This window comes from Zoogloea sp. (genome assembly GCF_030157465.1).
GTDB lineage: Bacteria > Pseudomonadota > Gammaproteobacteria > Burkholderiales > Rhodocyclaceae > Zoogloea.
In genome coordinates, this window is record NZ_JAOAUU010000131.1 from 1 (window position 1) to 14,361 (window position 14,361).

Sequence of the window (14,361 nt, forward strand, 5' to 3'; positions counted from 1 at the left end):
TCAAGGTGGCCGAAGCCGCCAAGGTCATCGAAAACACCCAGCGCGACCTCAACATTGCGCTGATGAACGAACTCTCGGTGATCTTCCACAAGATCGGCATCGACACCGTCGAAGTGCTCAAAGCCGCCGGCACCAAGTGGAACTTCCTGCCCTTCCGTCCGGGCCTGGTGGGCGGCCACTGCATCGGCGTCGATCCGTACTATCTCACCCACAAGGCCGACATGCTGGGCTACCACCCGCAAGTCATCCTGGCCGGCCGTCGCATCAACGACAGCATGGGCAAGTACGTCGCCGAAGAGACCGTCAAGCAGATGATCCAGAGCGGCCACAACATCAAGGGCGCGGATGTCATCGTGCTGGGCCTCACCTTCAAGGAAAACTGCCCTGACCTTCGCAACAGCAAGGTGATCGACGTGATCCGCGAACTGCAGAGCTACGGCTGCAACGTGATCGTGCACGACCCGGTGGCCGAATCGACCGAGGCCCAGCACGAATACGGCGTCAGCCTTACCGCCTGGAACGACCTGCCGCGCGCCTCGGCGATCGTGGCGGCGGTGGCCCACACCGAATACGCCGACCTGGGCGTGGGCCAGCTGTGCGAAAAGCTCGTCCCCAACGGTGTGTTCACCGACGTGAAGAGCTGCTACGACCCGGCTGCGCTGGAAGCGGCAGGGGCGAAGGTTTGGCGGCTGTAAGCGGCAACCGGCGTAGCATGGTGCGCATGAAGAAGATTCTTTCTGTTGTTCTGCTGGGCATTGGCCTGGCGGGCAGTGCGCACCTTGCGACGGCGGCAGAGGCAGATGTCGCCGATGGCCGGCAACTCGTCGAGCTGGCGCTTGCCTACGAGCATGGGGAAGGCGTGCCCCGTGATCCCGAGCGGGCGGCGGAGCTGTATTGCGATGCTGTCCGATCCGGCAGCGCCGAGGCGATGTACAACCTTGGCTGGATGTATGCCAATGGCCGCGGTGTCGGGAGGGACGACGGATACGCCGCAACCCTGTTCGAAATGGCCATGGTCAAAGGGCATGGCGGGGCTGAGAAGGCCCGTCGCCTGGTTGGCGATTACACCGGTGCGGTACCGGAGTGCCTGAAGGCACGTTCGGTCGAATGGGCTTTCAGTACGCGGGATGGCTGGGATACGCAAAAATATCTGGCCTCGCTTCCCGAGCGCAAGAAGCGTGTGGTCGAACTGGTCACCATGCTGGCGCCGCGGTTTTCCATCGAGCCCCGGCTGGCGCTGGCCATCGCCACGACCGAATCCAATTTCGATTCCAATGCGCTGTCGCCCAAGAATGCGATGGGCGTTATGCAGCTGATTCCTGAAACGGCCAGCCGTTTCAATGTGAAAGACAGTTTCGATCCGGTCGAGAACATCAAGGGCGGCCTTGCTTACCTGCGCTGGCTGCTGGCCTACTACCGCGGCAACGTGGCCCTCGCCGTGGCCGGCTACAACGCAGGCGAAGGCGCGGTGGATCGCTATCGTGGCGTTCCCCCGTACAAGGAAACCCAGAACTACGTGAAGCGTATCCTGGCTTTCTTTCCCCGTACGGAACACCCGTTCGACGCCCGGGTTGTGGGGGCGTCGCCGGCTTTGCAGGCACTCAAGGTGGTCAGCCCGTGATTCATTTCCCGGCGACGCAGCAGCGAATGCGCCGCGTGTTCGTTGCCGGGTTGTGTGGTTTTGCGCTGTTTTCGGCCGTGCCTGCACAGGCTGATTTTTCTGATACGGTTGCCGAAATCAAGCGTTCGGTGGTGGCTGTCGGAACGGTTTCAGTGCTTCGCAATCCGCGTTTTCGCTTTCTGGGCACCGGTTTTGTCGTTGGCGACGGCAATCAGATTGTGACGAATGCCCATGTGGTTCAGGCGGCACCGGAGGGCGACGAGAACGAGAAGCTCGTGATCGTCTTTCCGAATGCCGAACGTACTTCTGAACGGTTCATGGCGAAACCGATCAGGAAGGAAATGTCCGACCCGGATCATGATCTGGCGCTGCTGCGCTTTGACGGTCCGCCAATGCCGGCCGTGCGTCTGGGTGATTCGGATGCCGTACGGGACGGGCAGGATGTGGCCCTGACAGGCTTTCCCCTTGGTGGAAGCATTGGCATCGTGCCGGTAACCCACAAGGGCATCATCTCGGCGATTACTCCAGTAGGGCAGCCGCTTCCTTCCTCGCGCCAGCTGGACAGCCAGGCGGTGCGCCGGTTGTCCGGCGGACGCTATTCGGTGCTCCAGCTGGATATCGTTTCCTACCCGGGCAACAGCGGAAGTCCTCTTTACGATGCCAATACCGGCGAGGTGCTGGGCATCCTCAACATGGTGTTCATCAAGGGCAGCAAGGAAGCTGCGCTGACGAACCCGTCGGGTATCTCCTACGCAATTCCCGTGTCGTTTCTCAAGCTGTTGATCAAGCCCTGACGGCTGGCGGGTGCCCAATCAGTAAAAAGGCCCGGGGTCGATCGCGACGCTGGGCCTTTTGATTTCAGCGGTGCAGAATTCAGGCGATTTCGTCCATCGGCACGCAGGCACAGAACAGGTTGCGGTCGCCGTAAACGTCGTCGATGCGGTTCACGCTCGGCCAGAACTTGTTGTCACCCACCCACGGCAGCGGGAAAACGGCTTCCGTGCGGGAGTAGGGGCGAGTCCAGTCACCAATGAAGTCGGCCTGGGTGTGCGGGGCGTTCTTCAGGGGATTGTTGTCGGCCGGAATGCGTCCTTCCTCGATGGCGCGGATCTCGTTCCGAATGCCGATCATTGCAGCGATGAAGCGGTCCAGCTCGCCCTTGTCTTCGGATTCGGTCGGCTCGACCATGATGGTGCCGGCCACCGGGAAGGACATGGTCGGGGCGTGGAAGCCGTAGTCCATGAGCCGCTTGGCGATATCGACCTCGGAGATGCCGGTTGCCGCCTTGATCGGGCGGATATCAAGAATGCACTCGTGGGCGACGCGCCCCTGGCTGCCTGTGTAGACCACGGGGTAGTGGTCCTTCAGCTGGCTGGCCACGTAGTTGGCGTTGAGGATGGCCACTTCGGTGGCGCGGGTGAGGCCGCGACCGCCCATCATCGTGATGTACATCCACGAGATCGGCAGGATGCTCGCCGAGCCGAACTGGGCGGCGGATACCGCGCCCTGGCCGGCGTTGGGGCGGCTATCGGTGCCGGTGGCGGCGACCACGTGGTCGGCCATGAAGGGGGCGAGGTGAGCCTTGAGACCAATCGGGCCCATGCCCGGCCCGCCACCGCCATGGGGGATGCAGAAGGTCTTGTGCAGATTCATGTGGCTCACGTCGGCGCCGATGATGGCGGGGGAGGTGAGGCCGACCTGAGCATTGAGGTTGGCGCCGTCCATGTACACCTGGCCGCCGTACTGGTGCACGGTGGCGCAGATCTCGCGGATGGCTTCCTCGAACACGCCGTGGGTGGACGGGTAGGTGATCATCAGCGCGGCCAGTTTGTCAGCGTGCTGTGCGGCCTTGGCCTGGAGGTCGGCGAAGTCCACGTTGCCGTTTTCGTCGCAGTTGACCACCACCACGTCCATGCCGCACATCTGGGCGGTAGCCGGGTTGGTGCCGTGGGCCGACTTGGGAATCAGGCACACCGTGCGGTGGTGGTCGCCGCGGGCTGCGTGGTAGCGGCGGATCGCCACGAGGCCGGCGTATTCGCCCTGGGCGCCGGAGTTGGGCTGCATGCAGATGGCGTCGAAACCGGTGATCTCGCGCAACTGGGCGGCGAGGCCGTCGATCATCTCGAGGTAGCCGGTGGTTTGATCCGCCGGGGCGAAGGGGTGGATGTCGGCGAACTCGGGCCAGGTGACCGGGATCATTTCGCTGGTGGCGTTGAGCTTCATGGTGCATGAGCCCAGCGAGATCATCGAGTGATCCAGCGCGAGGTCGCGGTTCTGCAGGCGCTTGAGATAGCGCAGCATCTCGTGTTCGGTGTGGTGGGTGTTGAACACCGGGTGGGCGAGGATGGCATCGGTGCGCAGCAGGGCTTCGGGCAGGTTGCCGCCGCGGGCGGCGACGGTGGCGTCGAGCGCGGCAATATCGGCTGTGGCGCCAAAGGCCTGGAGGAGCGCGGCGATGTCATCAATGGACGTTTTTTCGTCGATGGAAATGCCGAGGGCGTGGCCATCGATGTGGCGGAGGTTGTAGCCGGCGGCCTGGGCGGCGGCATAAATGGCCGCGCTGCGTGTACCGGTTTCCACCTGCAGGGTGTCGAAGAAGGTGTTGCTGGCGAGGGCGAAGCCCGCCTGCTGCAGGCCTTCGGCCAGTGTGGCGGCGAGGCGGTGGACGCGCGCGGCAATGGTGCGCAGGCCTTCCGGGCCGTGATAGACGGCGTACATGCCGGCCATGTTGGCCAGCAGCACCTGTGAGGTACAGATGTTGGAGTTGGCCTTTTCGCGGCGGATGTGTTGCTCGCGGGTTTGCAGCGTCATGCGCAGGGCGGTCTTGCCGCGGGCGTCCTTGGAGACGCCGATGATGCGGCCCGGCATGGAGCGCACGTGGGCTTCGCGGGTGGCGAAGAAGGCTGCGTGCGGGCCGCCGAAACCGAGGGATACCCCAAAGCGCTGGGTGGAGCCGAGGGCGATGTCGGCACCCATTTCGCCAGGCGACTTGAGCAGCACGAGAGCCAGCAGGTCGGAGGCGACGGCGACGACTGCGCCTTTGGCCTTGAGGCCGGCGACCGGGGCCGAGAGATCGGCCACAGTGCCGCTTTCACCCGGGTATTGCAGCAGTGCACCAAACACTTCGTGATGGGCGGCTTCGGCAGCGGGGCCGACGATCAGCTCGAAACCGAAGTAGCCGGCACGGGTGCGGACCACGTCGAGGGTTTGGGGGAACACGCCTTCGTCGACGAAGAAGGACTGGCTCTTGACCTTGGAAATGCGCCGGGCCATGGCCATGGCTTCAGCCGCGGCGGTGGCTTCGTCGAGCAGCGAGGCGTTGGCGAGTTCGAGGCCGGTGAGGTCGATGACCATCTGCTGGAAGTTCAGCAGGGCCTCCAGGCGGCCCTGGGAAATTTCGGCCTGGTAGGGCGTGTAGGCGGTGTACCAGCCCGGGTTTTCCAGCACGTTGCGCTGGATGACCTTGGGCGTGATGGTGTCGTAGTAGCCCATGCCGATGAGGGACTTCTTCAGCACGTTCTTGCCGGCGATGGCCTTGAGGCGTGCCAGCGCGACGTGTTCGGGCGTTGGTTCGCCGAGTGCCAGCGGTGCGGGCAGGCGAATGCCGGCCGGTACGGTTTGCTGGATCAGGGTGTCGAGGGAATCGACACCGATGGCGGCGAGCAGCGCCGGCAGCTCGTTGGCACAGGGGCCGAGGTGACGGCGGATGAAGTCGTCGCCCTGTTCGAGCGTGGCGAGCGGGGCGGAAAGAAGGGTCTTCGACATGGGGGAACTCGGTTCTGGATTACGACAACAGCGGGGCGGGAGCGCGCTGGCCGGGCGCTCCCGCGAAACAGGCGCTCAGGCGATGGCGGCTTCGTAGCCGGCAGCGTCGAGGAGGGCGCTGACGTCGGCAGGGTTGGCCGGCTTGATCTTGAACAGCCAGGCGGCGTAGGCGTCGGCGTTAACCGATTCGGGCGCATCAACGGCATCCTGGTTGTTGGCGATGATTTCGCCGGCGACCGGTGCGTAGATGTCCGAGGCGGCCTTGACCGATTCGATCACCGCAACGGCTTCGCCGGCGGTAACGGCGCGGCCGGCTTCCGGCAGCTCGAGGAAAACCACGTCGCCGAGAGCTTCCTGTGCGTGGTCGGTGACGCCGATGGTGAGGGTGCCGTCAGCTTCGGTGCGAATCCATTCGTGGGAAGCGGTGTAACGCAGATCGGTGGGGGTCGTCATGGTGTGTCCTTGTTCAGGTCGAATTGGAAGGGATGGCGTAGCGGAAAAATTCCGGAAATCAGATTAGGCCTTTGCCATTGCGGACGAAAGAGGCTTTAACCGCCCGCGCCTTGAGGCGTTTGCCGCGGATGTCCACCTCGACGCTGTCGCCAGGCGCCACGCCAAGGGGCAGGCGGGCCATCGCAATGGATTTTTCGAGGGTGGGCGAGAAGCTGCCGCTGGTGGTTTCGCCTTCGCCCTGGGCGGTAAACACTTTTTGATGAGAGCGCAGCACGCCTTTGTCTTCGAGCACCAGGCCGAGAACCTGCCGCTGGGCGCCCTTGGCAACGAGGGCGGCCTTGCCGAAGAAGTCGCGGCTTGGGTCCTTCAAATCGACCGTCCAGGCGAGGCCGGCGTCGAGGGGCGACACGGTTTCGTCCATGTCGTTGCCATAGAGGGCCATGCCGGCTTCGAGGCGCAGGGTGTCACGGGCGCCGAGGCCGCAGGGGGCGACACCGGCGGCGGCGAGGGCGGCCCAGATGGACGCGGCCTGCTCGTTGGGCAGGGTCAGCTCGAAACCGTCTTCGCCGGTGTAGCCGGTGCGGGCGATGAAGAATTCGCCGAAGGCTGCGGCCTGGAAGGGCTTGAGGCTGCTCGATGCGGCTTCGGAGCCTGGAATGGCGGCCCAGGTTTTGGTACGGGCGTTGGGGCCCTGAACGGCGATCATCGCCAGGTCACGACGGACGGTCAGCGTAGCCCGGGTGCCGGTGGCGGCGAGGCGTTCCTTCATCCAGGCCACGTCCTTGTCGGCGGTGCCGGCATTGACGACGATGCGGTAGGACGTATCGGAAAGGTAATAGACGATCAGGTCGTCGATGACGCCGCCGTCGGCGTTGAGCATGCAGCTGTAGAGCGCCTTGCCGGGTTCGACCAGCTTGGCCACGTCGTTGGCGATGAGCCCGCGCAGGAACGCCTTGGCGTCGACCCCGTCGAGATCCAGCGCCAGCATGTGGGAGACATCGAACATGCCGGCGTCACGACGCACGGCGTGGTGTTCCTCGATTTGCGAGCCGTAATTCACCGGCATGTCCCAGCCGGCAAAATCGACCATGCGGGCGCCGGCGGCAACGTGGGTGGCGTGAAGGGGGGTGTGCTGAGGCATCTGGCTCTCCGGTGGGCAGTCCGTACAGTGTAGAAAAGCAATGGGGCCGACGCGACATTAAATCGCATCGGCCCCATCTGTCCTTTGTACCTGAGAGATTGCAGCGATGAAAGTCATCGGCTGCGTGCCCCTTCGGTGGATGCGGCCGGCACGTGGGCGGGCGGCATCACTCTCCAGATTGTTGATTTGTCGGCGGTCCTTTTGCCTGAGCGGTTCCGGGGGTTGCGCCTTCGGCGGCTCGCACACAAAACACGGGGCGAGCGCTCTCCCGCACGACGGCGCGCACCATACCATCCGGGGCGAGGGACGGCAAGGGTCTGCTACACTTGTACGGATGACGCCGTCCCGAAGTCGCTTTCTCAGCATCCGCGGTTTGCGCTACCACCTGCGCGAGTGGGGGCAGGAGGGCGCTCCGAAGCTCTTCATGTTGCATGGCTGGATGGATGTTTCGGCATCCTTTCAGTTCGTGGTGGACGAGTTCGCGGCAGACTGGCACGTGATCGCCCCCGACTGGCGGGGCTTCGGTCAGACAGAATGGCGCAGCGATGCCTATTGGTTTCCTGATTACCTGGCTGATCTGGATGCGATCCTGAGCGCCTGTTCACCCGACGAGGCAGTTACCCTGATCGGCCACAGCCTGGGCGGCAACGTTGCCTGTCTGTATGCCGGTGTCCGGCCTGCGAGGGTCGCCCGCCTGATCGCGCTGGACGCGTTCGGGCTGGCGGACAGCAGTGCCGAAGTGGCGCCTGGGCGACTCGAGAAATGGCTGAATGAACTGAGCGCGCCGGTGAGCTTTCGTACCTACCCCGACCGAGCCGCGCTGGCGGCGCGACTGAAGGCGGACAATCCACGCCTGGCCGACGCAAAGGCAGCCTTTCTCGCCGAACACCTGGGCGAACCCGACGGGCAGGGCCGTATCCGTCTCGCGGGGGATCCGGCCCATCGGCGCGTCAATGCCGTTTTGTATCGGCGCGCCGAGGCGGTGGCAGCGTGGAGGCGGGTCAGTGCGCCAACCCTCTGGATCGAGCCTGCCGAGCCGGAGTTGAGGCGCAAGCTGGGGGTGAGTGATGAAGCCCATGCCGAAGCGCGTGCGAGCTTCCAGGATTTCCGGGAGGTTCAGGTCGCCGACAGCGGCCATAACCTGCACCATGATCAGCCGGGCCGTGTGGCCCGGATCGTAGAGGCTTTCTTGTTGTCCAAGGAATCATGAACGCACTCAATGCCGATCTGCACTGCCACTCCACCGCCTCGGACGGCACGTTGGCGCCTGCCGCCGTGGTGCGCCGCGCCCATGCCAACGGTGTCGACCTGCTGGCACTCACCGATCACGACGAACTTCTCGGCCTCCCGGAGGCCATGACCACCGCGGCCGAACTCGGTCTGCGCTTCGTGCCGGGCGTCGAGGTTTCGGTGTCGTGGCTCGATCAGACCCTGCACATCGTCGGCCTGGGCTTCGATCCGTCCAATGGGGCGCTGATCGAGGGGCTCGGCAAGGTGCGTGGTGGTCGCGATGGACGGGCCGTGCTCATTGCCGCGGAGTTGGATCGCATCGGCATCCGCGGCTCTCTCGAGGGAGCGCTGAGCTATGCCGGCAATCCGGCTCTGGTGAGCCGTGCCCACTTCGCCCGCTATCTTGTCGAAATCGGAATTTCGAAGAACGTGCACGATGTCTTCCTGCACTATCTTGCGCGCGGCAAGCCGGGTTATGTCGAGCACGTCTGGGCAACGCTGGAGGATGCGCTGGGCTGGATCAAGGGCGCCGGCGGGCTGGCGGTTATCGCCCACCCCGGCCGCTACCGGCTGAGCCACGCCGAAATGGATATTCTCTTCGACAAGTTTCGTGACCTGGGCGGCGATGCCGTCGAGGTTTCCTGCGGCGCCCATGATGGCGGCCAGGTGCTGGCTTTTGCGCGCCTGGCGCGCAAGTTCGGCCTGATGGCGTCGCGGGCATCCGATTTTCACGGCCCGGAAGACAGCCCGATCGACCTCGGGCGTGCGCCTCCCTTGCCTCAAGACCTCACTCCGGTGTGGTCGCAACTCATCTGAACACTTCTTTTTTAGAATCATGGCCCAGTTCTTTACGCTTCATCCCGAACAACCGCAGCCCCGCCTCATCAAGCAGGCAGCGGAAATCATGCGCAGCGGTGGTCTCGTCGCCTTTCCCACCGATTCGGCCTATGCCCTCGGCGGCCATACCGGAGACAACCCGCTGCTGGCCCGCATCCGGCGCATCCGCGGGGTGGATGAACGGCATAATTTCACGTTGATCTGCCGCGATCTCTCCGAGATCGCCACCTACGCCAAGGTGGATAACGCCCAATATCGGCTGCTCAAGGCCACGACGCCCGGCCCCTACACCTTCATTCTCGAAGGTACGAAGGAGGTTCCACGGCGCCTCCTGCACCCCAAGAAGAAGACCATCGGCCTGCGCGTGCCGGATCATCCTGTCGTCGCGGCGCTGCTCGCCGAGCTGGGCGAGCCGCTGCTCAGCTCAACCTTGCTGTTGCCTGAAGAAGACCATCCCCTCACTGATCCGGAAGAAATCCGCGACCGGCTCGAGAAGGAAGTCGACCTCATCATCGAGGCCGGCCCCTGCCGCGGCGAGGCCACCACGATCATCGATCTCACCAGCGGCAGCCCCGTGCTGGTGCGCGAAGGGCGTGGCAGCCTGGCGCCTTTCGGGCTCTGAGCTGCGCCTGTTTTTTCAACTGTTCAGGAACGGATTGCGCGCGGCGGATGCCGGCGCGCCGGACTGATCGGCCAGGTCTGCTAGAATCGCGGCCCCCGCACGGACCTTTCCCATGCAAGAACTCATCGCAACCCTGACCATCTGGGCGCTCCCCGTGCTGTTTGCCATCACGCTGCACGAGGCCGCCCATGGCTACGTCGCGCGTTATTTCGGCGACTCCACCGCCGAGCGGGCCGGGCGGATCAGCCTCAACCCGCTGCGCCACATCGACCCGGTAGGCACCATTCTTGTGCCGGGCCTCATCCTCGCGATGAGCAGCCTGGTCGGCGCCGGCGCGATGCTGTTCGGCTGGGCCAAGCCGGTACCCGTCAATTTCGGCCGGCTGCGCAAGCCCAAGGCAGACATGCTGTGGGTGGCTGCCGCCGGGCCCTTTGCCAATCTGCTCATGGCGATCGGCTGGGCGCTGCTTTTCAGGCTCGCCTTTGCGGCCCCTGACAGCGCCTACGCGCTGCCGCTGGCCAAGATGGCCGATGCCGGCATCCAGATCAATGCGGTGCTGATGTTCCTCAACCTCGTGCCGCTGCCGCCCCTCGACGGCGGACGTATTGCCGTCAGCCTGCTGCCCGCCGGCCCGGCCTACAAGTTTGCGCAGATCGAGCCCTATGGCTTCCCGATCCTGCTGTTTTTGCTGTTCACCGGTATCCTTGGCGACATTCTCGGGCCGCTGGTGGCCATTTTCCGTTTTGTTCTTGCAACCGTTTTTGGACTCTGATATCCCATGTTCGCTGAACGCGTCCTCTCCGGCATGCGCCCCACCGGGCGACTCCATCTCGGCCACTACCACGGCGTCCTTAAAAACTGGGTCAAGCTGCAGGCCGAGTATCCGTGCCTGTTTTTCGTGGCCGACTGGCATGCGCTGACCACGTCCTACGACAACCCCAAGATCATCGCGGACAGCGTCTGGGACATGGTGGTCGACTGGCTCGCTGCCGGTGTCGATCCCTCCCAGGCATCGATCTTCATCCAGTCCCGGGTGCCCGAGCACGCCGAACTGCACCTGCTGATGTCCATGATGACGCCGCTCGGCTGGCTTGAGCGCGTGCCCACCTACAAGGATCAGCAGGAAAAGCTCGAGCACAAGGATCTGTCCACCTACGGCTTTCTCGGCTATCCGCTGCTGATGAGTGCCGACATCCTGATCTACCGCGCCGACAAGGTGCCGGTGGGCGAGGACCAGTTGCCCCACGTCGAGTTCACCCGCGAGCTTGCCCGGCGCTTCAATCACATGTATGGCCGCGAACCCGGCTTCGAGGAGAAGGCCCGCGAGGCCGTCAAGAAGCTCGGCTCCAAGCGCGCCAGGCTTTACGAGGAATTCCGCACCCGCTTCCAGCAAAACGGCGACGATGAGGGGCTTGCCCTCGGCAAGGCCTTGCTTGAAGAGGCCCAGAGCCTGTCTCTCGGCGACCGCGAACGTCTCTACGGTTACCTCGAAGGCAGCGGCAAGATGATCCTCGTAGAACCCGATGCGCTGCTGACCGAAGCGGCCCGCATGCCGGGGCTCGATGGCCAGAAGATGTCCAAGTCTTACGGCAACACCATCTTCCTGCGCGAGGAATCCGAGCCTCTCACCAAAAAAATCCGCACCATGCAAACCGACCCGGCGCGGGCGCGGCGCACCGATCCGGGTGATCCCGAGAAGTGCCCGGTGTGGCAATTCCACGTCATCTACTCCGACGACAGCACGCGAAACTGGGTTACCCAGGGTTGCAAGAGCGCCGGTATCGGTTGTCTCGAGTGCAAGCAGCCGGTGATCGACGCGGTGCTCAAGGAGCAGGACGTCATGCGCGAGCGGGCCCAGCCCTATCTCGACGACCCGAGCCTGGTTCGCAGCATCGTCGCCGATGGCTGTGACCGGGCCCGCAAGCTGGCCCAGGAAACCATGCGCGAAGTTCGTGACGCGATGGGGCTGAGTTACAACTGATGTCGCAGCGGGTGCCCGGTCATCGATTTATGCCTTGGATGCGGGAACCCGCCGTGTTAGCCTGCCGCGCTGGATTTGTGTGGTGACTACCGCCATTGTCGATCCGGTTTCGCCGGCCGCGCCGCTGGAAGTGATCCTCGGCCGTATGTATGGCCAGCCGATCTTCGACATGCCGAAGGATCTCTACATCCCGCCCGATGCGCTGGAAGTGATCCTGGATGCCTTCGAAGGTCCGCTCGACCTGCTGCTCTACCTGATCCGCAAGGCCAACATCAACGTCCTCGATATTCCGATGGTGCCGCTGACGGCCCAGTATCTGGAATACGTGGAAGCGATGCGCCAGCATAATCTGGAACTGGCCGCCGATTATCTGCTGATGGCCGCCACGCTCCTCGAGATCAAGTCCCGCATGCTGCTGCCGCGCCCGTCCCGGGCGGACGAGGCGGAAGAGCTCGATCCGCGTGCCGAGCTGGTGCGGCGCCTGCTCGAATACGAGCAGATCAAGCTGGCGGCCGCGCGTCTTGACGGGCAGCCCCGTATTGAGCGGAATTTCGAAGCGGTCGGGGTTTTTGTCGCCGAAAAGGTCGTGGAGCGTCTGCCGGGCGTGAGCCTGCATGACCTGCAACTGGCCTGGCTGAAGATCGCCCGCCAGAGCCGCCTGAAGCGGCATCATACGATCCAGCGGGAAGAGCTGTCGGTGCGTGAGCACATGACCCTGATCCTGCGAAAATTACAGGACGACGCCTTTGTGGTCTTCGAGTCGCTGTTCGATCCCGCCCTGGGCGTGGCCAGTCTCGTGGTGAGCTTTCTTGCCACGCTGGAGCTGGTCAAGGAGCGCCTGGTGGTGATTACCCAGAACGAGGCCTTTGCGCCGATTTACGTGAAGCGTGCCCATGGTGCAGCCGGAATCGAATAAGGGTTTCAAGCTGGTGCTGGAAACAGCCTTGCTTGCGGCCCCGGCTCCGCTCACGGTGAGCGAGTTGCGTCGCCTCTTCGAGGACGATCCGGGCTCCGATGAGGTTCGTCGTGTGCTGGGCGAGCTTGTGGAAGACTGGCAGGGCAGGGGGGTGGAGCTTGTACAGACGGCTGGAGGCTGGCGCTTCCAGACCCGGATCGAGTACCAGGTCTACCTCGACCGCCTCAAGCAGGAACGACCGCCGAAGTATTCGCGCGCAGTTCTCGAAACTCTGGCGATCATCGCCTATCGTCAACCGGTTACCCGGGGTGACATCGAGGACATCCGCGGCGTGGTCGTTTCGACAAACGTATTGAAAACCCTCGAATCGCGAGGGTGGGTGGACGTGGTGGGCTACCGGGATACTCCCGGCCGGCCGGGGTTGTACGCCACGACCCGTAAATTCCTGGAGGATCTCGGTCTGCGCAGTCTGACCGAGTTGCCTCCGCTGACTGAAATCGAAAGGATCATGGATCTTGTCGACCTCCCAAAAACCGAAGAACCGCCCGTTCAGGGCTAAGACCGGCAAGCCCGGTGGCAATGGTGCCAACCCGGGTAGTGCTGGAGCAGGGTCGCGCCCTGGTGGCGGTGGTCAGGGGCAGCCCCAGGGTGGGCGCCGTGGCCGTGGCAGACCCGAGACGGAGGGTAATCGCGCCGATCGCCCCGCGCGTGAGTCGAACGGTGAGCGTCAGCCCAAGAGCAATGCCTCTGCCATCGGTCTTTCCGATCTTGGTGGTGGTCGCGGCAACTGGCGTGCCCGTCGGCAGGGTGGGGCCGCAAGTCTCTCCGGCACCGACGGCGGGTATCCGCTGGCCAGTAGCGAGCTCCTGCCGCCGGCCGAAGGCGAGCGCCCGAAGAGGCCGCAGGATACGACCTACACCGAGCCCCAGCGTCTGCACAAGGTGCTGGCGGCCGCCGGTATCGGCTCCCGACGCGAAATCGAGGAGTGGATCGTTGCCGGCCGGATATCCGTAAACGGCGAGCCCGCCGATGTGGGCCAGAAGGTCGGTCCCGGCGATCGGGTACGCATCAACGGCAAGCTGATGCCGCTGCGCTTCGCGCCGCGGATTCCCCGGGTCGTGCTGTACCACAAGCCTGAAGGCGAGATCGTGTCGCGCGACGACCCGGAGGGGCGTCCGACTGTCTTCGACCGTTTGCCCGTGCTGCGCAAGGGGCGCTGGATTGCGGTCGGGAGGCTCGACTTCAATACCTCGGGCCTTCTGCTGTTCGTGAACGACGGTGATCTTGCCAACAAGCTCATGCATCCGCGCTATGAACTCGACCGGGAGTACGCTGTGCGCATCCTCGGCGAACTCGATGAAGCCCAGCGCAACGCGCTGCTGGCCGGTATCGAGCTGGAGGATGGGCCGGCAAAATTCAATACGCTGGTCGACGGCGGTGGCGAGGGTTCGAATCACTGGTACAGGGTTACCCTGTCCGAAGGCCGGAACCGTGAAGTGCGCCGGATGTTCGAGGCGATGGGCCTTACCGTGAGTCGCCTGATGCGTGTTCGTTACGGCCCGATCGTGCTGCCGTCGCGCCTCAAGCGCGGCATGTGGGAAGACATGACCGAAGACGAAGTGTGCGTCCTCGCAGGGCTCCCGAAGCCGGTCAATCCTGGCGGAAAGGGCAGGCGCACGACTCGCCAGCCGCGCAGTACGACACCGCGTTAGGTGTGCCATACAGGTCTGAAATTGCGCCCGCTGCGGCGGGCTGCTATAATCAGCGCGTTTTATCGGTTCGAAAGAGCCGACAT

Annotated in this window: 14 protein-coding genes and 1 riboswitch; of the genes, 11 read left to right on the plus strand and 3 right to left on the minus strand. The window is 64.0% G+C overall.

Annotation, left to right across the window (positions count from 1 at the left end):
• The 3 genes from Q1W26_RS15240 to Q1W26_RS15250 form a co-directional block, all read left to right on the plus strand.
• Nucleotides 1-695: nucleotide sugar dehydrogenase (locus Q1W26_RS15240; RefSeq protein ID WP_300441966.1), on the plus strand; the 695-nt coding region annotated here is incomplete at its 5' end.
• 26 nt (nt 696-721) lie between these two features.
• The gene (locus Q1W26_RS15245) at nt 722-1,621 is read left to right on the plus strand and encodes a transglycosylase SLT domain-containing protein (protein ID WP_300441969.1); all 900 of its coding nucleotides are present in this window, start codon (nt 722-724) and stop codon (nt 1,619-1,621) included.
• Entirely contained in the window at nt 1,618-2,415 is a 798-nt protein-coding gene (locus Q1W26_RS15250; protein WP_300441971.1) for a serine protease, read from the plus strand. The genes Q1W26_RS15245 and Q1W26_RS15250 overlap by 4 nt, the downstream gene beginning before the upstream one ends.
• A gap of 79 nt (nt 2,416-2,494) precedes the next feature.
• Here Q1W26_RS15250 and gcvP read toward each other — a convergent pair whose 3' ends face one another.
• The 3 genes from gcvP to gcvT form a co-directional block, all read right to left on the minus strand.
• Nucleotides 2,495-5,386, minus strand: coding sequence for an aminomethyl-transferring glycine dehydrogenase (gene gcvP, locus Q1W26_RS15255; RefSeq protein WP_300441974.1), 2,892 nt, complete (start codon nt 5,384-5,386; stop codon nt 2,495-2,497).
• A gap of 75 nt (nt 5,387-5,461) precedes the next feature.
• A complete protein-coding gene (gene gcvH / locus Q1W26_RS15260) occupies nt 5,462-5,839 on the minus strand; it encodes a glycine cleavage system protein GcvH (protein WP_300441977.1) in 378 nt (125 codons plus the stop codon).
• Nucleotides 5,840-5,897: 58 nt separating this feature from the next.
• Complete coding sequence (gene gcvT, locus Q1W26_RS15265) at nt 5,898-6,980, minus strand: glycine cleavage system aminomethyltransferase GcvT (protein ID WP_300441979.1); 1,083 nt, start codon at nt 6,978-6,980, stop codon at nt 5,898-5,900.
• A 184-nt stretch (nt 6,981-7,164) separates the two neighbouring features.
• Nucleotides 7,165-7,261: riboswitch (glycine riboswitch) on the minus strand.
• A gap of 53 nt (nt 7,262-7,314) precedes the next feature.
• On the opposite strand from gcvT, the gene Q1W26_RS15270 reads away from it, so the two are divergent.
• From Q1W26_RS15270 to rluB, 8 genes are all read left to right on the plus strand, one after another.
• The gene (locus Q1W26_RS15270) at nt 7,315-8,190 is read left to right on the plus strand and encodes an alpha/beta hydrolase (RefSeq protein ID WP_300441982.1); all 876 of its coding nucleotides are present in this window, start codon (nt 7,315-7,317) and stop codon (nt 8,188-8,190) included.
• Complete coding sequence (locus Q1W26_RS15275; protein ID WP_300441985.1) at nt 8,187-9,026, plus strand: 3',5'-nucleoside bisphosphate phosphatase; 840 nt, start codon at nt 8,187-8,189, stop codon at nt 9,024-9,026. Before Q1W26_RS15270 ends, Q1W26_RS15275 begins: the two co-directional genes overlap by 4 nt.
• Nucleotides 9,027-9,045: 19 nt before the next feature.
• On the plus strand, nt 9,046-9,669 hold the full coding sequence (locus tag Q1W26_RS15280) for an L-threonylcarbamoyladenylate synthase (protein ID WP_300441987.1): 624 nt from the start codon (nt 9,046-9,048) through the stop codon (nt 9,667-9,669).
• Between the two features lie 112 nt (nt 9,670-9,781).
• Nucleotides 9,782-10,441 carry a site-2 protease family protein gene (locus Q1W26_RS15285; RefSeq protein WP_300441990.1) on the plus strand — a complete coding sequence of 220 codons (660 nt, stop codon included), beginning with the start codon at nt 9,782-9,784 and terminating at the stop codon, nt 10,439-10,441.
• Between the two features lie 6 nt (nt 10,442-10,447).
• The gene (locus Q1W26_RS15290; RefSeq protein WP_300441993.1) at nt 10,448-11,650 is read left to right on the plus strand and encodes a tryptophan--tRNA ligase; all 1,203 of its coding nucleotides are present in this window, start codon (nt 10,448-10,450) and stop codon (nt 11,648-11,650) included.
• Between the two features lie 82 nt (nt 11,651-11,732).
• A complete protein-coding gene (locus Q1W26_RS15295) occupies nt 11,733-12,566 on the plus strand; it encodes a segregation/condensation protein A (protein ID WP_300441995.1) in 834 nt (277 codons plus the stop codon).
• The gene (scpB, locus tag Q1W26_RS15300) at nt 12,544-13,125 is read left to right on the plus strand and encodes an SMC-Scp complex subunit ScpB (protein ID WP_300441998.1); all 582 of its coding nucleotides are present in this window, start codon (nt 12,544-12,546) and stop codon (nt 13,123-13,125) included. The genes Q1W26_RS15295 and scpB overlap by 23 nt, the downstream gene beginning before the upstream one ends.
• Nucleotides 13,082-14,278, plus strand: coding sequence for a 23S rRNA pseudouridine(2605) synthase RluB (rluB, locus tag Q1W26_RS15305; RefSeq protein WP_300442001.1), 1,197 nt, complete (start codon nt 13,082-13,084; stop codon nt 14,276-14,278). Before scpB ends, rluB begins: the two co-directional genes overlap by 44 nt.
• Nucleotides 14,279-14,361: the final 83 nt, after the last annotated feature.

Excerpts from the sequence above, each read along its gene's own strand:
- Q1W26_RS15245 (WP_300441969.1), top strand. The coding sequence starts at position 722 with ATGAAGAAGATTCTTTCTGTTGTTCTGCTGGGCATTGGCCTGGCGGGC.
- gcvP (WP_300441974.1), bottom strand. The coding sequence starts at position 5,386 with ATGTCGAAGACCCTTCTTTCCGCCCCGCTCGCCACGCTCGAACAGGGC.
- gcvH (WP_300441977.1), bottom strand. The coding sequence starts at position 5,839 with ATGACGACCCCCACCGATCTGCGTTACACCGCTTCCCACGAATGGATT.
- gcvT (WP_300441979.1), bottom strand. The coding sequence starts at position 6,980 with ATGCCTCAGCACACCCCCCTTCACGCCACCCACGTTGCCGCCGGCGCC.
- Q1W26_RS15270 (WP_300441982.1), top strand. The coding sequence starts at position 7,315 with ATGACGCCGTCCCGAAGTCGCTTTCTCAGCATCCGCGGTTTGCGCTAC.
- Q1W26_RS15275 (WP_300441985.1), top strand. The coding sequence starts at position 8,187 with ATGAACGCACTCAATGCCGATCTGCACTGCCACTCCACCGCCTCGGAC.
- Q1W26_RS15280 (WP_300441987.1), top strand. The coding sequence starts at position 9,046 with ATGGCCCAGTTCTTTACGCTTCATCCCGAACAACCGCAGCCCCGCCTC.
- Q1W26_RS15285 (WP_300441990.1), top strand. The coding sequence starts at position 9,782 with ATGCAAGAACTCATCGCAACCCTGACCATCTGGGCGCTCCCCGTGCTG.
- Q1W26_RS15290 (WP_300441993.1), top strand. The coding sequence starts at position 10,448 with ATGTTCGCTGAACGCGTCCTCTCCGGCATGCGCCCCACCGGGCGACTC.
- scpB (WP_300441998.1), top strand. The coding sequence starts at position 12,544 with ATGGTGCAGCCGGAATCGAATAAGGGTTTCAAGCTGGTGCTGGAAACA.